This is a genomic window from Acidisoma sp. L85, assembly GCF_009765865.1.
Taxonomy (GTDB): domain Bacteria; phylum Pseudomonadota; class Alphaproteobacteria; order Acetobacterales; family Acetobacteraceae; genus Acidisoma.
In genome coordinates this window covers 240983-262323 of the sequence record NZ_LMUQ01000073.1, presented here as the reverse complement: position 1 = coordinate 262323, position 21341 = coordinate 240983, and the positions used below count along the sequence as shown (strand labels likewise).

Below are 21341 nucleotides of genomic sequence, written 5' to 3'. Positions count from 1 at the left end.
GGCCCAGGCCCCTGTGCGCGGCTCCCAAGAGCAATCGTTGAAACAGCCGCGCCGAAGCTCGGCGCTTAAGCGTCTCATTGATCTCGATCAAAGTGTCGAGCGGGCGGCCGAGGCCGCGAACCTGCATTATGTCAACGACGGCACGCCCGGCATTAGCCGCACCACCACGGCACGTGGGAACATCTACAAGGGACCGTCCGGCAAGATCGTGCGTGATGCTGCGACACTCGATCGCATTCGCAAGCTGGCGATTCCGCCGGCCTATCGAGATGTCTGGATTTGCAGTGATCCGGACGGGCATCTTCAGGCGGTTGGCAAAGACGCACGTGGGCGGCGGCAATATCGCTATCACCTGCGATGGCGCGAGGTGCGGGACCAGGCGAAATACGGGCATATGATGGTCTTCGGCCAGGTGTTGCCGACCATCCGGGCGCGGGTGCAGAGCGATCTCGCGAGGTCAGGCTTGCCGAGGGAAAAGGTTCTTGCCTCGATCGTGCGGCTTCTGGAGGTCACGCTCATGCGCGTGGGCAATGAGGAATATGCCCAGAGCAATAAAAGCTTCGGGCTGACGACGCTGCGCAACCGGCATGTGAAGGTGCGCGGGCGAAGGCTTGTTCTCGATTTCCGGGGCAAGCACGGCATTACTCACCACATCGATCTGCAGGACGAGCGCCTCGCGCGGATTGTGCGCAAGTGCCAAGACTTGCCTGGGCAGGAGTTGTTCCAGTTCCTCGATGAAAACGGCGCGACGCATGCCGTCGGCTCGTCGGATGTTAACGAGTATCTTCGGGAGATCTCAGGCGAAGGGGTCACGGCAAAGGATTTTCGTACCTGGGCCGCGACTAATCTGGCGGCGCTGGCGCTGCAGGAATTGGCTTCGGCGGCGGAGGGTTTGCCGCCGAAGAAGAGCATGTTGCGGGCTGTGGAAGCGGTGGCGAAGTTGCTGGGCAATACGCCGGCCATTTGTCGGAAATGCTATATCCACCCAGCGATCTTCGACGGCTATCTGGATGGGAGCCTGCTCGGCGCGCTGAAGCAGCGGGCGCGAGAGGAGCTGACCCAGGGAGTTGGCAACTTGACGCCGGAGGAAGCCGCCGTGACGGGATTCCTCGCCCATCGCCTGATGCAGGTTCGTGGCGAACGCGTGCAGGAGATACGGCCGGCAAAGGTTCTGAAGAAGCGGTCGCCTCCGCGAAGAGCGGTGGCGACCGTGGCGGAGGCTAAGGCTTAGGCGATCGCGCTCAGTAGTAGCGGTGGTGGCCGAAGAGCAGGAACAGGATGAGGACGATGATGAGGAACAAGCCCAGGCCGCCGGTGCCGTAGCCGTAATGCGGGCGCTCGCGGTAGTAGCCGCGACGCCAGCCCATGCCGCCACCGCCCAGCACGATGACCAGCAGAATAATGATGATGAGCAGAAGCATCCGAACGTCTCCTCGCCCGGCATGCCCAGAACACGCCGTCCTCAGCCTTATGTCGAGGATTTCTCCAATCTGGCAAGGTGAATAGGTGGGCTGGCGTTCGGCTTGCCTCAGGGCACCTCGGCCAAGACGAAGCGGCGGCTGGCGTTCGGCTTTGTCGGGATCGCCGAATAGACGTCCTTGACTGCTTCTGTGATCGTGACGCCGGCGAATTGCGGGATCAGGCGATGGCCGAGCCCTTCCCATACGCGATTGCTGCGCAGGATGAGGCGCATCGCGGTGGGCGGCAGGAATAGCGCCGTCTCTCGATTCTCCACGCGGAACAGGCTGCCCGCCAGCAGCCGACCGACCTGGCCAGGCGAATAGGGTGTGCCGTGGCCGAAGGGTGTGCTCTCGGCATAGGCCCACATCCCGCGGCGGTTCGGCGCGACCACCATCAGGCGGCCGTCATCCTTCATCACCCGCCAGATCTCCCGCAGGAGGCGTCGGGTGTTCTCCGAAGCTTCAAGTCCATGCACGAGCAGCACGCGGTCGAAGCTCGGGCCAGCGAAGGGCAGCGCCTCCTCCTCCGCCATACAGGAAAGATTAGCGGCCGAGGCCGGCCAACGGGCGGCGCCGAGCTCCGCTGTCGTGACCGCGATGGTGACCTGCGCCGCCTCACGCCAGGCGCGCAGGTAAGGCGGCGCGTAGCCGAGGCCGAGGACCGCCATCCCCTCCATGCGCGGCCAGAGCTGTGCCAGCCTGTCGCGGACCAGCCGCGCCGCCACCGCCCCTTGGGCAGTGGCGTAGAAGTCGGCGGCGGTGTGTACGTCCAGTGCCATGGCTTTCAGCTTAGAGCATGGAGGCCCCAACGGGCCATTCCCGACCGCCGAGGGCGATGCTACATGGGGCGCATGACCCTGTCCGTATTCAGCGTTCCCATGCTTTCCGACAACTACGCCTGGATCCTGCGGGACGACAGCACAGGCAGCGTGGCCTTTGTCGATCCAGCCGATGGCGATGCCGCCATCCGCGCGATCGAGGAAATGGGCGGACGGCTCGACCTCATTCTGCTGACCCACCATCACGACGACCATGTCGCCGGCGTCGGCGCACTGCGGGCGCGCTTCGACTGCCCGGTGATCGGCGGCGCGGCTGACGCCCACCGGCTGCCGCCGCTCGACAGGCAGGTGGCGGAAGGCGACGAGGTTACCCTAGGGACGGCGCGCGGGCGGGTGATCGATACGCGCGGCCATACCTCGGGCCATATCTCCTACTTTTTCCCAGATGGTCCGATCCTGTTCTGCGGCGATACGCTGTTCAGCCTTGGCTGCGGCCGCATGGCGGAAAGCACGCCTGAGCAGTTCTTCACGAGCCTCCGCAAGATCGCCGCCCTGCCGCCGGACACGCTGATCTGCGCCGGGCATGAATACACTCAGTCGAATGCCCGCTTCGCGCTGAATGTCGATCCCGATAACGCGCTGCTGCGCGAGACGGCGGCAGCGGTGGACCGCAAGCGCGCGGCCCATGAGCAGACGCTGCCGGTGCGGCTACGGGACGAGCTGACAGTGAACCCCTTCCTGCTCGCCCGCGACGCGGCGTCCTTTGGACGGCTGCGGGCGGCGAAGGATGTCTTCAAGGGCTGAACGGCCCCCTCCCTCTCTTTGACCGAAGCCGCCGGGGATTCCGCATGAAGCTTTTCTACTCGGCCACGAGCCCTTTCGTTCGCAAGGTGGTGGCTTGTGCGATTACTCGCGGGCTGGATAGCCGGATCGAGCGTATGACGACCGATCCGCATTCCTCGCCGGGCGGGTTGCTCGCGGCTAATCCCCTGTCCAAGGTGCCGTGCCTGCTCACCGAGGATGGGGTCGCGCTGTACGACAGCCCGCTGATCTGCGAGTATCTCGACAGCGTAGGCGACGCGCCGCCGCTTTTCCCGGACCATGGCGCCGCCCGTTGGCAGGCGCTGCGAAACCAGGCGCTGGCCGACGGGATCATGGAGGCCGCGGTGCTGGCGCGCATGGAGTCTGCGCGCCCCGAGGAAGCGGCGCGCACGACCGCTATTGCGCGCCAGAAGGCGGCGGTTCAGCGCGGGATCGAGGCCCTGGAGGGTTCGCCGCCGCCTGTGGGAACGCCCGACATTGGCGGCATCACCGTTGCCTGCGCGCTGGGCTATCTCGACTTTCGGTTCGCGGGCGATAAGTGGCGGGACCATACGCCGCGCCTCGCCCATTGGTTCGAAACCTTCTCGCGGCTGGATGGCATTGCGCAGACGGCGCCGCCGGGATGACTGCTCACGTTGGTGCGCGGGCGGGAGCGGGAAATAAAGCCGGCTAGCCGCTCCGCCGCAGCAAGCTCACAGCATGCTTCCGCAAGAATAGATGGCTGCGGATACGAGTTTTTTACGAACCCTCGATATGTTTAGATCGTCAATCAAGGAACGCTCTCGTGTCGGTTACCATATCTCGATTTCGTTACCCGCTAGAAACTTCTTCTTCCTACGATCCTCTGGGAAACAATCAATTTCTACCCTAACGATGACTCACGGCCATGACAGCGTGCTTTCGAGTATAGCGCGGTTGATTGGATCGACTTGCCGGCCTCGACCGGCTGCGGGTCAGAAGGCGCCGGAGACCACTCCCATGCCCGCTCGCGAGGAGCCGTGATTTTCGGTGTTGCAAACATATCGGCGGAGGAGGTCGTCGCCTCGCTCCAGCTGATCCCCCACCCCGAGGGTGGCTTCTACCGGGAGACTTTCCGGGCGCCGTCGGAAACGGTCGGTGGACGCGGTGCCGTGACGGCCATCTATTTCCTGCTGCCGCGCGGTGTCGTTAGCCATTGGCATAAGGTCGATGCCGTCGAGATCTGGCTCTGGCATGCCGGGGCGCCGCTAATGCTGGAGGGCGCCCCGCTGAGCGGTCCCGTTGCGGCGGTGCGGCTCGGGCCAGGACTCGGGGCCGGCGAGGAGTTGCAGCACAGCATTCCTGCCGATGAATGGCAGCGGGCCTGGAGCCTAGGGGACTGGACGCTCGTGTCCTGCATCGTCGCACCGGCCTTCGATTTTGCGGGTTTCGAGATGGCGCCGCCCGGATGGCATCCCGAAAACGCCTAAATGCTGCCTGAAATCCAGAGGATACCGGCACCCGCCCTCAACGTCCCTGTTGCCGGCAGGAGGGTTCCGCAGGATGAACGACCTCGTCATGGACCGATCGATTTCTGAGCAGGGCGCCGCAGCAGCCTCAGCCCCTTGGGCGAGGCCCGAGGGCATGGCCCCCGCCATCTCGACGGTGGCGGAGTTGTCCATCGTTGTGCCCTGCTTCAAGGAGCGGCCGAACGTGGCGCCGATGGTCGAGAGGGTCGCGGCCGCCCTTCCCGGCGTCGCCTGGGAAATCATCTTCGTCGATGACGACAGCCCCGACGGCACGGCCGCCGCCGCGCGGGCCATTGCGGCGCAGGATCCGCGGGTACGCTGTATCCGCAGGATCGGTCGCCGAGGCCTCTCTTCTGCCGTGGTCGAAGGCGCCCTCTCCTCCTCAGCCGCGTTTGTCGCGGTGATGGATGGCGATTTGCAGCATGATCAGACGGCGCTGCCCACCATGCTGGCGCGGCTGCGGGCCGGCGGCTGCGACATCGCGATCGGCAGCCGTCATGCGCTGGGTGGGTCGAATGACGGCCTGTCCTCCGCCATGCGTCATCGGATCTCAAATGCCGGGATCAGCATCGCGCAGCGGGTGTTGCCGATGCAGGTGAGCGACCCGATGAGCGGCTTCTTCATGATGCCTCGGCCGCTTTTCGAGGAAATCGCGCCCCGCCTCTCCGCCCAGGGCTTCAAGATCCTGCTCGACGTGATTCTCTCCGCACCGCGTCGCCTCCAGCTGCTGGAGATCCCGTGTCAGTTCCACCGGCGGGAGGCTGGCGAGAGCAAGCTCGATACGCTGGTGATGATCCAGTTCGCGGCACTGCTGGTCGATAAGGGGTTGGGCGGCGTGGTGCCGCTGCGGTTCGTCGCGTTCGCGTTGGTGGGGGCGCTGGGCATGGTGGTGAACCTCGCCGTGATGCTTGCGGGACGCGCCAGCGGCCTCGACTTTCTGACGGCGGAGATTATCGCGATCGCGATCGCCATGCTCTTCAACTTCCAGCTCAACAATCGGCTGACCTATCGGACGCACCGGCTGCGCGGGGCACGGCTGTTGCGTGGTCTGGTGCTGTTCATGATTGTTTGTGGCCTTGGCGCGGTGGCGAATATCGGCATCGCAACGGCGCTTTATTCGGATGGGCATCGCGGTATCGCCGCAGCCGCGATTGGCGCCGCGATCGGCGTGGTGTGGAACTATGCGGTGTCCTCGACCCTGGTCTGGCGCACGACCTGAGCCTCGGGCATAGGCTGCGGCCAGCATGACTGGCCGCAGCCGCCCCTCCGACTATTCCCTTTTCCTTCTCGCCATTGGCGGCCTCACGGTGCTGCGGCTCGCAGTGGCGGCGGCGGTACCGGTGTCGCCCGACGAGGCTTATTACTGGATATGGTCGCGCGCGCTGGCGCCGGGGTTTCTCGACCATCCGCCGATGGTGGCGCTGTGGGTGAGGATTGGCACGGCGCTTTGCGGCGACGGGGGTTGCGGCATCCGGCTGCTGGCGCCGCTTTCGGCGGCGGCTGGTTCACTGATGATCCAGGATGCCGCACGGCGTTTGGGTGCGGGCCGAGGCTATGCCTCGGCGGCGCTGCTCAACGGGACGCTGTTGTTCGGCGCGGGTGGCGCCTTGATGACGCCCGATACGCCGCTGCTGTTGTTCTGGATCGCCACGCTTTGGGCGATGGCGCGCATTGTTTCCGGCGATTCGGGCTGGTGGTGGATTGCGGTCGGGGTCGCAGCGGGATTGGCGCTCGTCAGCAAATACACCGCGGCGCTGCTGCTGCCGGGGATTGGGCTTTGGTTGCTGCTGCTTCCGGCGGGACGGCGCTGGCTGCGGGATCCACGGCCCTGGGTTGGGCTGCTGCTGGCGCTGCTGTTGTTCTTGCCGGTCATCCTGTGGAATGCCGACCATCACTGGGCGAGTTTCCTCAAACAGGGAGGCCGCACAGGCTCCTGGCATCCGGCGCGCGCCATGCAGTTCCTTGGCGAGCTGATTGGCGGGCAGCTTGGTTTGGCGACGCCGCTCATCTTCGTGCTGTGCGTGATGGGTCTGTGGACGGCGACGCGCCGCGCCGTTTCGACGCGCGACCCGGCGGCGGGATTGCTCGTGGCGCTGGGCGTGCTGCCCGCCCTCGTCTTCGTGCAGCACGCGCTGGGTGACCGGGTGCAGGGGAATTGGCCGGAGATCGTCTATCCGGCCGCCGTCATCGCCGCGATCGCCGTGCCGCTGACAGCGCGGATCTTGCGGCCGGCGATCGGGCTTGGTTTCGCGTTAACCCTCCTCGTTTACGTGCAAGCGATAGGGAGCCCGCTGCCGCTCGGTGGAGTGAGCGATCCGACGATTCGCGTGCTTGGTGGCTGGGCGCCTTTCGCCGCCACCGTGGAGGATCGCGCAAAAGCGATGAAGGCGAGTTTCGTCGCTGTCGATGAATATGGCCTGGCGGGCGAACTCGCCTTGCGCTTGCCGGCGACATTGCCGCTGGTGGCCGAGGACCCGCGTTGGTTCCTGTTCCGCTTGCCGCGCGCCACCCTTGCGCCTGGGGCACTCGGCTTGCTCGTGCGGACCGATCGCCGCCGCACGGCGCCCGACGCGGCCCCCTGGTCGGCGATCGCGAAGACCGGCGATATCGGACGCGGACGCCATGGCCGGATTGGCGAGAGTTATACCCTCTATGCCATCACCGCGGGTCCGAACGCAGGCCAGTTGCTGACACGTTTGCCCTCAGGAGACGCGCCTTGACGATGATGCCGCCCAGTTATGATGACCTTATGGCCGCCCGCGCGCGGATCGGTGACCGGGTGCGGCATACGCCGCTGCTGCGGAGCGCGGTGCTCGATCGCGCCATCGGCGGCACCGTTCTGCTCAAGCCCGAGGCTTTGCAGCACACCGGCAGTTTCAAGCTGCGCGGAGCCATGAACGCGGTGCTGAGCCTCGCGGAAGCGGGCCATCGCGCGGGGGTTGTCGCCTTTTCCTCGGGCAATCATGCGCAGGCAGTCGCCTATGCGGCGGCGTCGGTGGGGATGCCGGCCACGATTTTCATGCCGGCCGATGCGCCAGCGATCAAAACCGCCGCGACGCGCGGCTGGGGCGCGACCGTCATTCCCTTCGACCGTCTGCGAGACGATCGCGAAGCGCTGGCCCGCGCGGAGGCAGAGCGGATCGGCGCGGCGGTCATCCCGCCCTTTGACCATCCGCATGTCATCGCCGGCCAGGCAACCGCCGCGCTGGAACTCGCCGAGGATGCGGCGGCTGGGGGGCTCGACATCGATGCGCTGCTGGTGCCGGTAAGCGGCGGGGGTCTTATCGCGGGCTGCACACTGGCGCTGGAGCATGATTTCTCGTCGGCTCGTGTCTATGCCCTGGAGCCGGAGGGGCGGGACGATCTGCGCCGTTCGCTGCTGTCGGGCCAGCGGGAGCAGAACGGCGATGGCGGTTCGGTTCTTTGCGATGGGCTGATGTCGGCGTCTCCGGGCGAACTCACCTTCGCGATCAACCGCGAGCGGCTGGCGGGCGGAGTGGTGGTGACCGATGACGCAGTGCTGCGGGCGATGGCTTTCGCGTTCCTGCACCTCAAACTCGTGCTGGAACCGAGTGGCGCGATTGGACTTGCCGCCTTGCTGTCCGGCGCCTTTGACGGACGGGATCGCACGACCGCCGTGGTTCTCAGCGGCGGCAATGTCGATCCGGTGATCTTCGAGCGAGCGCTGGCGACACTGGCCTAAAAAGGCGCCAAGCTAGGCCGCGTGGTGATCCAATTGAACCGCGACCCAAAGATCCGTCATGGCACGCGAAGGCGTGCCATCCACGCCTTGCTCGCTCCACGAAGGCGTGGATTCTCGGCCTTTGCAGAGCATGACGGGGTGAAATAGCACCGTCCGGATCAGAGACATTCTGCTCTAGTGGTGCTCGGGCCCCGGTAGAGGTTCGCTTGGAGGCGGAGCGTGCGGTGCTTCGTGGAATTCCATCGCCTTCATGCGGAAGATATGGACGCGGGCCCATTCGCGCATGGTCTGGAAGACCGTGTAGAGCATCGGGATCACGAAGATGCCCACGAAGCTCGCGGCGATCATGCCGAAGAACACCGGCGTGCCCACCGAGCGGCGGCTGATCTGCGCCGCGCCCGTCGCGATCACCAGCGGCACGAGGCCGAGGATGAAGGCGAAGGATGTCATCATCACCGCGCGGAATCGCAGCTTGGAACCCTCGACCGCCGCCTGACGGATCGGCTTGCCCATCTCGCGCTGCTCTTTGGCGAATTCCACGATTAGAATGCCGTTCTTGGCCGAGAGCGCGATCAGGGTGACGAGGCCGATCTGGGCATAGAGATTGAGAGCCAGACCGGTGACAGTCAGTCCGATGAAGGCGCCGACGGCGGCGACCACCACCGAGATCAGAACGGACATCGGGATGGTCCAGCTCTCATAGAGAGCGACGAGGAACAAATAGGCAAAGAGCACGGCGAGCGCGAGCACGATGCCGGTCTGTCCGCCCGCCTGGATCTCCTGATAGGCGGTGCCTGTCCACTCGTAGCCATAGCCGTTGGGCAGCACCTTGTCGGAAATCTGTTCCATCGCGGCGAGCGCCTGCGAGGAGGATTCGCCGGGTGCCGGCGAGCCGTCGATCGTGACCGAGCGGACGTTGTTGTAGCGCGTGATGACCTGTGGACCCGTGACGATGCTCATCGTCGCGAGGGAACGCAGGGGCACCATGTCGCCCTGGGCATTGCGAATGTAGATCTTCCACAAGGAGGCAAAGGCGTTGCGGTCCTTGCCCTCGCCCTCGACGTTGACCTGCCAGACGCGGCCGAACAGGTTGAAGTTGTTGATGTAGAAGCCGCCCATCGTCGCCTGGAGCGTAGTGAAGATGTCGTTGATATTGACGCCGAGCGCCTGCGCCTTGTCGCGGTCGATGTTGAGATAGACCGAGGGGTTGCTGGCCGAGAAGGTCGAGAAGACACGGCTGAGGCGCGGGTCGGTATTGGCCGCAACGAGCAGGCTGCCGAGGACCGAGGCCATGTCCTGCGGCTCCTGCCCGTTTAGCGCCTGCATCTGGTATTCGAAGCCGCCACCGGTTGAGAGGCCGATGATGGGCGGCAGATTGAACGGGAAGACGTTGGCCCCGAGGATCTGCTGAGACTCACCGAACATGCGGCCGATCAAGGCGTTGACCGTTTGCGCGGGATGGGTGCGATGGGAGAAGCCGGCCAGCCTCGCCACGACGAAGGCCGCGTTAGGCTCCGCCGCGCCGTCCAGGATCGAGTAGCCGACGATCGAGATAACGTGGGCGACGCCGTCTTCGGCCTTGATCATGCCGGCGACGCGATCGACGATCCCCTGTGTGCGGTTGATGGATGCGCCGTCCGGGAGCTGGACAGCCGTGAAGTAGGCGCCCTGATCTTCTTCAGGAAGGAAGCCGCCGGGTGTTCGCGCTGCCAGGAACAGAACCACTGCGGCAGCGATCGCGATGACGGGAACCACGAGCAGGGCGAAGCGCACGAGGCGCGCGACGACATTGCCGTAGCCGTCTCGCACATGGTCGATGCCGCGGCTGAGGCGCGAGAAGGGTCCCTTGCGGGTCTCTCGATTCTTCACCGGTCGCAGGAAGAGCGCGCAGAGGGCGGGCGAAAGCGTCAGCGCATTGGTGGCCGAGATCAACATGGTCACGCTGATGGTGACCGCAAATTGCTTGAAGAGCTGGCCCGACAGGCCGGGGATGAAGCCTACCGGTACGAACACCGACAGCAGCACCAGCGAGATCGCGATGATGGGGCCGAAGATCTGCCGCATCGCGAGCTTGGTGGCATCGGCCGGGGTTAAATCCGGTCTCTCCTCCATGACGCGTTCGACGTTTTCGACCACGACGATCGCGTCATCAACCACCACGCCGATCGCCACGACGAGCGCCAGCATCGAAATCGTATTGGCCGAGAAGCCGAGGGCGAGCAGGATCGCGAAGGCGCCGATGAGGCTTACAGGCACCGCGACAGCGGGAATGATGGTCGCCCGGATATTGCCGCCGAGGAATAGGAAGACGACGAGCACGACGAGGGCAAAGGCTTCCAGGATGGTCTTGACCACCTCGTGGATGGTGTCGTTCACGAAGTCGCTGGTGTCGTAGATGACCTGGGCTTTGAGGTCCGGCGGGAACCGCTTAGACAGATCGGCGATGACATCGCGCACCCGCTGCGAGGTCGCGACCGCATTGGCGCCCGGTTCCAGGTAGATACCGATGCCCAGCGCCGGCGCGCCGTCGAGCTGCGCCTGGGTGTCCTGGCTCTGCGCGCCGAGTTCTATTCGCGCGACATCCTTGATGCGCAGGATCGAGCCGTCCTGGTTGGCACGCAGTACGATATTGCCGAACTGTGTCGGCGTGACGAGGCGCCCCTGGGTCTGGATATTGACCTGGAACTGCTGCTCGGGACCGATTGGTTCGGCACCGATGGTGCCTACCGCCGCCTGCACGTTCTGGCTGTTGATCGCGTTGATGATGTCAAGCGGCGCCAGGTTGAGCTGGGTCAGCCGCGCCGTGTTCATCCAGATACGCATCGAGTAGTTCTGCGCGCCGAACAGGAAGGCCTGACCCACGCCCGGCGTGCGCGACAGCACGTCGAGCACGTTGATCGTAATGTAGTTGCTGATGAAGAGCGGTTTGAGCGTCTTCTTCGGGCTCGAGAAGATAACGAACTGCAAAATGGCGGAAGACTTCTGCCGCAGCTGGACGCCTTCGAGCTGGACCTGCTGCGGGAGCTGCGACAGCGCCTGGGTTACGCGGTTTTCGACGTTCACCACGTCGATGTTGGGATCGGTGCCGAGCGCGAAGCTGACGGTCAGGCTGTAGCTGCCGTCGTTGCCACTGTACGAGCGCATGTACAGCATCTTGTCAGCGCCGACGATCTGCGCCTCGAGCGGCTGCGCGACGGTCGCCTCCACCACGGCGGCCGAAGCGCCCGGATAGCTGGTGGTGACCGAGACCTGCGGCGGCACGATGTCGGGGAACTGCGCGACAGGGATGCGCAGCAGCGCCAGCAAGCCGGCGAGCGTGATCAGAACCGCGATGACGACGGCGAGCCGCGGCCGATCGATGAAGACGGAGGAAATCATCTAGTTGGCAGTTCCGCTCGTCCCAGCCGAGGCATCGTAATTGGGCGGCGTATAGGGCACCGGCTTGACGGAAGCGCCCGGCTTCACCCGCTGTACACCGTCGGCGACAACGGTCTCGCCGGGCTTGAGGCCGGAGGTGACGACGGCCAGGACATTCGCCGAATCAGCCAGCGTGACGTTGCGGCGCTGGGCCTTGGAATCGGCCCCAACGACGAAGACATAGTCGCCCTGCTGGTCGGCCAGGATCGCCGAGCGTGGCACGGTGATCTGCTGCTCGGGCGAGGCCGACTGCAGGTAGACGGTCACAAAGCCGCCATCCACGAGGGTGCGATTGCCCTCGGTTCCGTCAGGTGCGCCGCGGTTCGGATTGGCCACCACCGCGCGCAGTGTCACGGTGTCGGTGGAGGAGCTCACGGAGATGCCGGAGAAGTCGATCTTCGCCGTTTTGTCGTACATCTTGCCGTCAGGGAGCTGAAGTTTAACGGTCAGCGCCTGGAGGCCGCCTTTGCCGGAATATTCATCCTGAAGCTGGTTCAAGGCGAGCTCGGACACCGGAAAGAGCACGTATTCCGGATCCTGGCTCACGATCGTCGCGAGCGAGCCGCTGGTGGGCGAGACGACGTTGCCGGGGTCGGTTGAAAGGCCGATCCGGCCATCGACGGGGGCAGCGATGGTCGTATAGCCGAGATTGATTTCGGCCTGCAGGAGCTGCGCCTGCGCCGTCATGAGCTGCCCCTGATTGGACCCGGCTGTCGCGACGTCGGTATCCACGGTGGATTGCTGGCCGGCTGGCGTATTGAGCAGGGTGCGGGAACGGCCGAGGCTGATCGTCGCATTGCGAAGCTGGGCCTGAGCCTGGGCGACCGCGCCCTGGGCTTGGAGCACGGCTGCCTTATAGGGCGGCTGCTCGATCACGAAGAGAACTTGGTCCTTCTTGACGTCGCTGCCTTCCTTGAAATTCCGCTGCTCGAGGAAGCCAATGACACGGGCCTGGAGTGTTACGCGGTTGATCGCCTGGATGCGGCCGACATATTGGCTGGACTGGTAGATCGGCTTCAGCTCGGCCTTCACCACACCAACAGCAGGCGGTCCACCACCCATCTGGGCGCGGGCAGCCGTGCCACTGGCAGCGAGCGACCCGGCAAGGAGAAAAGCGGCGGCGGGGTAGCGGAGCCTCATTCGGGCCATCCTAACGCTCACTTACAGGCGACGGCGCAATCTTTAGAGACGAGCTGACCGATCGGTCAACTTGCATGGCGCGGCGCAGCATCGCGTCTGCCCGGTGGTTCGGCGATTGACGTTCCCGCCAGTTGCGCGGAAAAGCCGCCGCCGGCGACAGGAGATCAAGGTCCATGCAACGCGTATTCTCGGGGATCCAGCCTTCCGGAATCCCAACTCTTGGCAATTACCTTGGCGCCATCCGGAACTGGGTCGCCCTGCAATCCGACCACGAATGCTTGTATTGCGTCGTTGACCTCCATGCGCTCACGGTATGGCAGGAGCCGGAAGCGCTGAGGCGCCAGACGCGGGAAATGGCCGCGGTTATCGTTGCCTGTGGTGTCGATCCCGACCGTCATATCCTGTTTCATCAATCGGCCGTTCCGGCCCACGTCCGCCTCGCCTGGATTTTCAATTGCGTTGCACGGCTAGGCTGGCTGAACCGCATGACCCAATTCAAGGATAAGGCGGGTAAGGACCGTGAGGCGGCGTCGGCCGGTCTCTATGTTTACCCCAATCTCATGGCCGCTGACATCCTGGCATATCACGCTACCCGGGTACCAGTTGGGGATGACCAGAAGCAGCATTTGGAGCTGGCCAATGATATCGGCCAGAAATTCAACCACGACTATGGCGGCGAGTTCTTTCCCACAATCGAGCCATTGATCATCGGCGGAGCGACGCGTGTCATGTCGTTGCGCGACGGCACGAAGAAAATGTCGAAATCCGATCCCTCCGACCAGAGCCGGATCAACCTCAATGACGAGCCCGAGGTTATCGCCGCCAAGATCCGGCGCGCGCGCACTGACCCCGAGCCGCTGCCGAGCGAGCCAGCGGGCCTGGAAGGGCGGGCCGAGGCGCGCAATCTCATCGGCATCTATGCGGCTCTGGCCGAGACGACGGCGACGGCGGTGCTGGAACAGTTCGGCGGCCAAGGTTTCTCGGCATTCAAGGAGGCCCTGGCCGAACTCACGGTCACCAAGCTTGCCCCTATCGCGCGTGAGACGAAGAGGCTGCTCGCCGATCCGGACCACGTTGACTCCATCCTGTCGGCCGGTGCGGTGCGGGCGGCTTCGATCGCCGATCCGATTGTCGCTGAGGTCGAGGCCCGCGTGGGCTTGCTGCCGGCGCGGCGCGGCTGAGATGAGGTCTTCCCGGCCCCGGAAGGACCTTGGTGCGTGCTTGATCCGCTCGGGATCGTCATATGCCGGGCACCGTCCGGGCGCGACAGGCAACCTCTAATGGACTATGAACGCGCCATGGATGCGCCCGCCCCTCCGGCTGCCCGCTGCCATCACCTCACCCGCCGCACGTCGGAGACCGAGGTCACCCTTCGCCTCGATCTGGATGGCACCGGCGAGGTGCGCGCCGCAACCGGCATCGGCTTCTTCGACCATATGCTGACCGCCCTCGGCCGCCACGCGCTGTTCGATCTGGACATCCAGGCGCAGGGCGATCTTCACGTCGATTTCCACCATACCGTCGAGGATGTTGGCATCGTGCTCGGCCAGGCGATCCTGCAGGCGCTCGGTGAGAAGCGCGGCATCACGCGCTACGGCCATTCGGTGGTGCCGATGGATGAGGCACTGGTTGAGGCGGCGGTGGATCTCTCCGGCCGCGCCACGTTTGGCTGGCAGGTGCGCTTCACCCGGCCGAAGATCGGCGAGATGGATACTGAGCTGTTCGAGGAGTTCTTTCGGGCGCTCTCCGCCAACGGGCTTTTCGCGCTGCATCTGATCCAGAGGGCGGGGCGCAACGATCACCATATCGCCGAGGCCTGCTTCAAGGCCGCTGCGCGGGCGCTTCGCATGGCGGTCGAGCCGGATGCCCGGCAGCTCGATCGCGTGCCATCGACGAAGGGATCGCTCGCCGGATGAAGGTCGCGGTTATCGACTATGGCAGCGGCAACCTCGCTTCCGCGTCCCGGGCGCTTGCCACGGCGGCGGAGCGGGCTGGGATCGCCGCCGAGGTGGTGATCACCGCCGATCCCGAGATGGTGGCTAAGGCCGACCGCATCGTGCTGCCGGGCCAGGGCGCCTTCGCGGATTGCATGGGCGGTCTCGACGCGGTGGACGGGCTGCGGCCGGCGATCGAAAGCGCGGTCGCGGGCGGCGCGCCTTTCCTCGGCATCTGCGTCGGCATGCAGCTTATGGCGGAGCGCGGGTTGGAATTCGGCACGACACCTGGCCTCGGCTGGATTGGCGGCGAGATTTCGCGCATGGCCGCGCCCGGCCTTCGGCTGCCGCAAATGGGCTGGAACGAGCTCGACTTCGAGCCTGGCAGCCATCCTTTGCTCGATGGGTTGGAGCGCGGGGACCACGCCTATTTCGTCCATAGCTTCGCTCTGGCTGAAGGTGCTGCGGAGGAATGCCTGGCGACGACGGATTACGGTGGTCCGGTTGTGGCTATGGTGGCCTCGGGCAATCGGGCGGGGACGCAATTCCACCCGGAGAAGAGCCAGGCCACCGGTCTGCGCATTCTCGGCAATTTCCTAGGCTGGTCGCCATGAGCGCCATCGACGACGACACCGCATTTCAGTCCGCGGCGCTGCCCGCCGATCTCGAACCTCGGGCGATCGGACGCGAGCCGACGGCGAAGCTCTCGGTGGAGCGGATTTCGTCGTTCAACGAGGAGGACCTGCTCGCCCTCTGCGAGGCGACGGATGCCGCCATTATCGACGGCGGCGGTTTCGGCTGGATCACGCCACCGGGGCGGCAGGTGCTGGAGAGCTATTTCCGCGGCCTGCTCATGGTGCCGGAGCGCGAGGTCTATGTCGGGCGAGTGGACGGCATCGTCTGCGGCTCGACCCAGCTTGTCCGTCCGTCGCGGAATAACGAGGCGCAGGCGATGGCCGCGGTCATCACCCAGGCCTTTGTCGCGCCTTATGCCCGCCGTCTCGGCCTTGCCCGGATGCTTGCGTTGCGGGTGGAGGAACGGGCGCGCAGCCTGGGCTATCAGGTGCTGAACCTCGATGTGCGCGAGACACATGAGGGCGCCATCGCGCTCTATGAGGGTCTCGGCTACCAGCGCTGGGGCACCCATCCCGCCTATGCCCGCGTCGGCGGCCAGATCATCGCGGGCCATTACTTCTATAAGTTGCTGCAACGGAAGAGCTGAACGCGCCTTGCCCGCCCTGCCCCGTGATCAGCCCCTCACCGTCTACCCGGCCATCGACCTCAAGGGCGGCGCCTGCGTGCGGCTACGTCAGGGCGAAATGGACCAGGCGACCGTCTACGCTACCGATCCAGGCGCGCAGGCGGAGGCGTGGCAGGACGCCGGGGCGACGTGGTTGCATGTCGTCGATCTCGACGGGGCCTTCGCCGGGCGGTCGCGGAATGGCGACGCGGTGGCCACTATTCTGGGCGTCGCCAAGGTGCCGGTGCAGCTTGGCGGCGGCATTCGGGATATGGTGGGCATCGAGGCGTGGCTCGCCGCCGGCATTCGCCGGGTCATCCTCGGCAGCATCGCCGCGCGGGACCCCGAGCTGGTCCGTGCCGCTTGCCGCCGGTTTCCTGGCCGCATCGCGGTCGGCATCGACGCGAGGGACGGCATGGTGGCGACCGAGGGCTGGGCCGCGACCTCAACCATCACGACGATCGAGCTGGCGCTGCGCTTCGAGGATGCCGGGGCAGCGGCGGTGATCTTCACCGATATCGGGCGGGACGGAATGTTGTCCGGCCTCAACCTCGACCAGACGGCAGCACTGGCGCGCGCGGTGACAACGCCGGTGATCGCCTCGGGGGGTGTGGGCTCCGTCGCGGACCTGCGGGCGCTGCGCGCTGTCGCCTCCGAGACACCGGGCATCGAGGGGGTCATCATCGGCCGCGCGCTCTATGATGGCCGGCTGACGCTGGCCGAGGCCCAGGCCGCGATCGGCTGATCGGTGGGCGTGAGCGGAGCCTCTGGCATCGAGACGGAGATGCCGGGGCATCGCGCGGTACTGGCCATCGCCCTGCCGATGATGCTGGCCTATCTCAGCACGGCGCTGGTGGGCGTGGTTTCAACGGCGGCGGTGGGTCGGCTGGCCGACCCGGAACTCTCCGCCGGCATCGCCATCGCCGCGATACTCTTCGACCTCCTGCTGACGAGCCTGAGTTTTTTGCGCAGTGCAACGCTCGGCCTTGTGGCGCAGGCGATGGGCCGGGGGGATGTGGCGGAGATGCGCGCGGTGCAATTGCGCGCGCTCGTGCTGGCGATGCTGCTGGGTTCGGTGATCGTCGCGCTGAGCGGGCCGGAGACGCGGTTCGGGCTGCCGCTGCTAGGGGCGCATGGGCGGGTCTTTGCCGCGGCGCGTGATTATACGCTTATCCGTATCCTTTCGGCGCCAATGGCGCTGGGCAATTACGCGATCCTTGGCGTGCTGCTCGGGCGCGGGCGTGCCAGCTGGGGTCTCGCGCTGCAGATTCTCCTCAATGGCACCAATATGGCGGTCTGCGCCTGGACCGTGCTGGCGCTGGGCTGGGGCGTAAGGGGCGCGGCCATGGCCGCTTTCGCCGGCGAAACGGTGGCTTTCGCGGCGGGGCTGCTTTTGCTGTGGCGATGGAGCGGACTGTTCGCGGCGGGTGCGCGCATCGCGCTATCCGATCGCGACGGCTGGCGGCGCATGGGCGTGCTCAATCGCGACATTCTCATCCGCACGCTCGCGCTGCTCTTCGCTTTCGCTTTCTTCACGCGGCAGAGCGCGGCTTTCGGGGCGGTGGTGTTGGCGGCGAATGCCATTCACATGCAGTTCTTCGCGCTGGCGGCCAATTGTCTGGACGGGTTCGCGGCGGCGGCGGAGCAGCTTGCCGGGGTCATGATCGGCGCAAGCAACAGAGTTGGGTTCCGCCGCGCGGTGCGCCTTACATTCGGCTGGAGTCTCGCGAGCGGATTGGCGCTCACCTTGGCCTATTTCGCGATCGCGCGGCCATTCGTGGCAGTGCTGACCGGCGCGCCTTTGGTGCGGCAAGCGGCAATGGAGTCACTCGGCTGGGCGGCGTTAATGCCGCTGGCGGGTGCCGTGGCTTTCCAGATGGACGGCATCTTCATCGGCGCGAGCTGGTCTCGCGATATGCGCGACATGATGCTGCTGTCGCTCGCGATTTTCCTGCTGTGCTGGGCGGTATTGGCGCCGCTGCTGGGCAATAGCGGGTTGTGGATCGCTTTCCTGGTGTTTCTCGCGATACGAGGCTGCACGCTCGGCTGGCGGCTGCGGTTCAGGATGAGGGATTAATCCCGGCGCAACTCTTCCTGAATAGAGACTAAAATCAAATCCACGAAGGTTCAGCATGCACATTGCACCGGTTCGATCGGCTCCGACCTCAGCGCGGGCTTTCCATGCGGACAACGGTTCCAACATCCCATTTGCCGTCAACTCTCGAAGATCGGCGTGGCAAAAGTCCCATCCGACGCGAATGCTGGGAGGCGGCAGCTTGACCGTCGAAACCCGAGAGGACGAGGCCCCCGCCACGGCGAAGGAAGTCCAAACACTAAAGAAAATTGTCGAGAGCGAAAGAGTAAAGATTCAATCGGCGTGCGACGCTGTCGCGGGCCATTGGGACGAACGCACCCGGAGAATAGCGGCCGAGTGTTTTCTCCTTCCGCTGTCCGGTCCTTCGCCTGAGCAGGCCGCCACCATAAAACGCGCCCTATCGCGTATGCATATCGATACGCGTGGCGATGTCACCATCAAGCTGATGGGCGCTAAGGAAACGGCCGAGTTGAATGGCGCCCTTGGCTGTGTCATGATGACACCCACGCGGAAGCTTGCGGAAAAAGGCCATTCAACTGTCCGCAATATGTGGACCGGGAAGACACTGTTTCCTGGAACAGTAAGGATAAACCGCAAGTTCCTAAAAGATAGTCCAGGTTTGTGTGACTGGATCGCTGGCCATGAACTGAGCCATCGTGCTGCAGGTACTGTGGATTGTACCGATTCCGATATGTTTTCACACCAACATCCATCAGCGGGATACGTAGATGTCGACGAATATTTTCAGTCAGGAAAGATCCGCTTTAGAGGATTGCCGACAAATCCAGACGCGATGATTTGTAATGCGGACAGCTATATGGGTCTCATAACTAAACTACATGATACACGCGTGCCAGCATCCGGACCGCGGAGAAATGTGGAAACCCCGCGTCACCAGCTTTGGGCTTAAGGTTTCATCTTGATGTTCGGGACACGTCAGAAGCCTAAAGCGCCGGAGAGTAGATTGCATAAAATTGGAATCTCCCTCCCCGATCAAAACAGCCCGTGCAGGAACCAGGATAAATCGCCGGTGATACGTTCGATGCCGTCGCCTCGCCGGTAGAGCCAGAAGCGGCGGCCGTCGAGATCCTCGACAGCCCAGTAATCGCGGACCGCGCGCATTTCGGCATCGCGGCGCCACCATTCGCCGAAGATACGCTCGGGTCCGTCGGCGCGGTGGATGCGGTGGCGGTGGCGGCGCCAGACGAAGAAGGCAGGCGCCTGATCCGGCAAAATCGCCAGCGCCTCCACCCGCTGCGGCGGAGAGATCAGGCGCACGGGGCGTGGCAAGGTCGAAGGCCAGGCGAGGCCGGGCGCCGGATCGAGCGGCGCGCGACGTTCCGCCGAGCGTTCCGGCACATCGCTTTCCACCGGGGCCATGCGATAGACCCGCGCGGCGCCAAAGCGGTTGGAAAGGCGATCTACTAAAGGGCCGAGGTCGGTCGCCTGCGTTTCGCTAGGCAGAACACGAAGCTGCTCCCCGGCCAGCGGTTCGGCGAGCGGCACCCAGAGGGTCATCGCCTCGACACCCAAACCGGGATCTACCGTTTCCAGCCATTCGCAGAGGAGTTTGGCGAGATACGGCGGATCGCGCACGGGCCGGGCGGTGCCGATGGTGATGAGCTGCATACGGCCATCCACCCGCTCGAAGACAAGATCCAGGCGCCGCGCGCCCTCTCCCCGCCGCTCCAGGCCGGCGGCGACGGCGCGGGTGAGGCGGGCGATGATGTTGGGGAAGGCTTCGCCCGTCAGCAATGGCTCGGCAAAGGTCAGGCGCTGGCGAATGAGGGAGGTCGGCGGCACCGGCTCCAGCGGCTCGAAACTATGGCCGAGGGCATGATCCAGACGGCGCATGAGTCCCTCGCCGAACCGGCGGACAAGCGGGCCGCGCGGTGTGGCGGCGAGTTGACCTATCGTCTCAAGCCCCACGCGGTCGAGCGCGGCAGAGACATCGGTGGTCAGGCGAAGTGCCGTAACCGGCAGCGGTGCCAGGGCCGGCACCGTGCCGCCCGGCGGCACGATCGTCGCGGGCGTTGGGCCGTGGCGCGCCATGGCCCAGGAAGCGGCGGGCGTATCGGCCAGAGCCGCGCGGGCGGCCAGGCCGTTGCGGGCAAGACGCTGCAGCAGATCGGCCAGCATCGCCGCCTCGCCGCCATGGAGGTGATCGGCGCCTGTGCTGTCGATGCGGATGCCGTCCGGCGGATCGGCGGCGGTGAGCGGCGCATAGCGCTGGCACCAGATGGCGAGGTCACGCAACGCCGCCGCATCGGCGGCCGTATCGGCATCGATCACGGTGAGGCCGGGGCGCATGGCTTGTGCCTGGGCGAGCGGCATGCCGGCGCGCAGCCCCATCGCCTGCGCCGCCGCATCGGCGGAGGCGATGACCATGCGCCGGCCGTCATGCATGCGCGTGATGAGCGGGACGGATCTATCCGGCGCGTCGCTTCCCAACTGGCGGCGCCAGCGATCGGTCGGCCAGGTTGGTAGCCAGACGCAGGCGACCCTTCGCATCACAAGCCTCCACGATCCAGGATGCGGGCTCAGCGCCGCGGCATCGGACAAGGTCGATCCGCCAGCGCATCGGGCCGAGCCCCTGCACCTTCGGCGCGTAAGGCACTGGCGGCGCCGATGGCAGGCTGCCGATGCGCCAGCGGCTGACCGCGGCGAGCGGCGCCGCCAAAGCCGGATCCGCTGACTTCCGGCTACGGCGCAAAGCGAAGGCGACGACCCCCGAACCTTCCGCCGCGAGTTGCAGCCGGCGCGAGGCTGTCAGATCGAGCCGCCCCACCTCCCCCACCACGCCGGCAAGGCCGGGATGACGCAGCCCCTCCTCCATCGCGAGCAGCACACGGTTCCCAGCCGCGACATGCAGGATGCGGCCATGGCCGAGCCCGACGCCGGCAAGCGCCGGAGCGAAGAGGTCTCGCCGGTCGGCGGCCCAGATCACGGTGCCGGAGATGCGCGCGAGGATGCCGGCCACCATCAGGGCGGCGGCACTCGCATGCTCCTGTCCGGGCCCGGTATCGGCGACCTCGTGCAGACAGCCGAGGGCGAGGCCGCCTCCGGGCAGGTGGTTGTCGATTTCCTCCAGGCCAAAGGGCAGATTCCGGCGGTCGGCGGCCTGCGCGTTCTGCCGCTCCAACCGCGCGATGGTCTGACGCAGCTCCGCCAGCGAATGCGTCGTCGAGAGGGTATTCACATGCGATGTTCCTAGCCGAATGCGAACATAACGTGAACATGCGCAAGGCGGAAGGTGGGTCAGCT

18 protein-coding genes and 1 pseudogene are annotated in these 21341 nt (G+C 65.4%); 13 read left to right on the top strand and 6 right to left on the bottom strand.

Annotated elements, in window-relative coordinates; all coding sequences use genetic code 11:
- Positions 1-37: 37 nt before the first annotated feature.
- On the top strand, positions 38-1231 hold the full coding sequence (locus GSQ83_RS24795) for a DNA topoisomerase IB (protein WP_254065888.1): 1194 nt from the start codon (positions 38-40) through the stop codon (positions 1229-1231).
- A gap of 10 nt (positions 1232-1241) precedes the next feature.
- Here GSQ83_RS24795 and GSQ83_RS24790 read toward each other — a convergent pair whose 3' ends face one another.
- Positions 1242-1421, bottom strand: a complete 180-nt coding sequence (locus tag GSQ83_RS24790; RefSeq protein ID WP_158805525.1) for a DUF3309 domain-containing protein — start codon at positions 1419-1421, stop codon at positions 1242-1244.
- A 107-nt stretch (positions 1422-1528) separates the two neighbouring features.
- Complete coding sequence (locus GSQ83_RS24785) at positions 1529-2239, bottom strand: class I SAM-dependent methyltransferase (protein ID WP_158805524.1); 711 nt, start codon at positions 2237-2239, stop codon at positions 1529-1531.
- Between the two features lie 63 nt (positions 2240-2302).
- Here GSQ83_RS24785 and gloB point away from each other — a divergent pair, with 63 nt between their 5' ends.
- The 6 genes from gloB (at position 2303) to GSQ83_RS24755 (ending at position 8251) form a co-directional block, all read left to right on the top strand.
- Positions 2303-3043 carry a hydroxyacylglutathione hydrolase gene (gloB, locus tag GSQ83_RS24780; RefSeq protein WP_371418073.1) on the top strand — a complete coding sequence of 247 codons (741 nt, stop codon included), beginning with the start codon at positions 2303-2305 and terminating at the stop codon, positions 3041-3043.
- 44 nt (positions 3044-3087) lie between these two features.
- Positions 3088-3687, top strand: coding sequence for a glutathione S-transferase N-terminal domain-containing protein (locus GSQ83_RS24775; protein ID WP_158805523.1), 600 nt, complete (start codon positions 3088-3090; stop codon positions 3685-3687).
- A 372-nt stretch (positions 3688-4059) separates the two neighbouring features.
- A complete protein-coding gene (locus tag GSQ83_RS24770; protein ID WP_371418072.1) occupies positions 4060-4509 on the top strand; it encodes a cupin domain-containing protein in 450 nt (149 codons plus the stop codon).
- 73 nt (positions 4510-4582) lie between these two features.
- Entirely contained in the window at positions 4583-5767 is a 1185-nt protein-coding gene (locus tag GSQ83_RS24765) for a glycosyltransferase (protein ID WP_371418071.1), read from the top strand.
- A gap of 25 nt (positions 5768-5792) precedes the next feature.
- Positions 5793-7268, top strand: coding sequence for a glycosyltransferase family 39 protein (locus tag GSQ83_RS24760; RefSeq protein WP_158805522.1), 1476 nt, complete (start codon positions 5793-5795; stop codon positions 7266-7268).
- Positions 7269-7270: 2 nt separating this feature from the next.
- Entirely contained in the window at positions 7271-8251 is a 981-nt protein-coding gene (locus GSQ83_RS24755) for a threonine/serine dehydratase (RefSeq protein WP_158805677.1), read from the top strand.
- A 174-nt stretch (positions 8252-8425) separates the two neighbouring features.
- On the opposite strand, the gene GSQ83_RS24750 is transcribed toward GSQ83_RS24755, so the two are convergent.
- The gene (locus GSQ83_RS24750; RefSeq protein WP_158805521.1) at positions 8426-11629 is read right to left on the bottom strand and encodes an efflux RND transporter permease subunit; all 3204 of its coding nucleotides are present in this window, start codon (positions 11627-11629) and stop codon (positions 8426-8428) included.
- Positions 11630-12808 carry an efflux RND transporter periplasmic adaptor subunit gene (locus GSQ83_RS24745; RefSeq protein WP_158805520.1) on the bottom strand — a complete coding sequence of 393 codons (1179 nt, stop codon included), beginning with the start codon at positions 12806-12808 and terminating at the stop codon, positions 11630-11632.
- A 173-nt stretch (positions 12809-12981) separates the two neighbouring features.
- Here GSQ83_RS24745 and trpS point away from each other — a divergent pair, with 173 nt between their 5' ends.
- The 6 genes and pseudogenes from trpS to GSQ83_RS24710 all read left to right on the top strand — a co-directional run bounded on the left by trpS (position 12982) and on the right by GSQ83_RS24710 (position 18987).
- Positions 12982-13989: a tryptophan--tRNA ligase gene (gene trpS, locus GSQ83_RS24740; protein ID WP_158805519.1), complete on the top strand. Its 1008-nt coding sequence runs from the start codon at positions 12982-12984 to the stop codon at positions 13987-13989.
- A gap of 117 nt (positions 13990-14106) precedes the next feature.
- Positions 14107-14724, top strand: a complete 618-nt coding sequence (gene hisB / locus GSQ83_RS24735) for an imidazoleglycerol-phosphate dehydratase HisB (protein ID WP_158805676.1) — start codon at positions 14107-14109, stop codon at positions 14722-14724.
- The gene (gene hisH, locus GSQ83_RS24730; RefSeq protein ID WP_158805518.1) at positions 14721-15356 is read left to right on the top strand and encodes an imidazole glycerol phosphate synthase subunit HisH; all 636 of its coding nucleotides are present in this window, start codon (positions 14721-14723) and stop codon (positions 15354-15356) included. Before hisB ends, hisH begins: the two co-directional genes overlap by 4 nt.
- Before the next feature lie 65 nt (positions 15357-15421).
- Positions 15422-16727 (top strand): annotated as a pseudogene (gene hisA, locus GSQ83_RS31500) (1-(5-phosphoribosyl)-5-[(5-phosphoribosylamino)methylideneamino]imidazole-4-carboxamide isomerase).
- A 9-nt stretch (positions 16728-16736) separates the two neighbouring features.
- Positions 16737-18059, top strand: a complete 1323-nt coding sequence (locus GSQ83_RS24715; protein WP_216850559.1) for an MATE family efflux transporter — start codon at positions 16737-16739, stop codon at positions 18057-18059.
- A 199-nt stretch (positions 18060-18258) separates the two neighbouring features.
- On the top strand, positions 18259-18987 hold the full coding sequence (locus GSQ83_RS24710; protein ID WP_158805515.1) for a hypothetical protein: 729 nt from the start codon (positions 18259-18261) through the stop codon (positions 18985-18987).
- A gap of 83 nt (positions 18988-19070) precedes the next feature.
- On the opposite strand, the gene GSQ83_RS24705 is transcribed toward GSQ83_RS24710, so the two are convergent.
- Positions 19071-20588 (bottom strand): DNA polymerase Y family protein, encoded by a 1518-nt coding sequence (locus tag GSQ83_RS24705; RefSeq protein WP_158805514.1) that lies wholly within the window; start codon positions 20586-20588, stop codon positions 19071-19073.
- Positions 20506-21276 carry an ImuA family protein gene (locus GSQ83_RS24700; protein WP_158805513.1) on the bottom strand — a complete coding sequence of 257 codons (771 nt, stop codon included), beginning with the start codon at positions 21274-21276 and terminating at the stop codon, positions 20506-20508. The genes GSQ83_RS24705 and GSQ83_RS24700 overlap by 83 nt, the downstream gene beginning before the upstream one ends.
- Positions 21277-21341 lie beyond the last annotated feature (65 nt).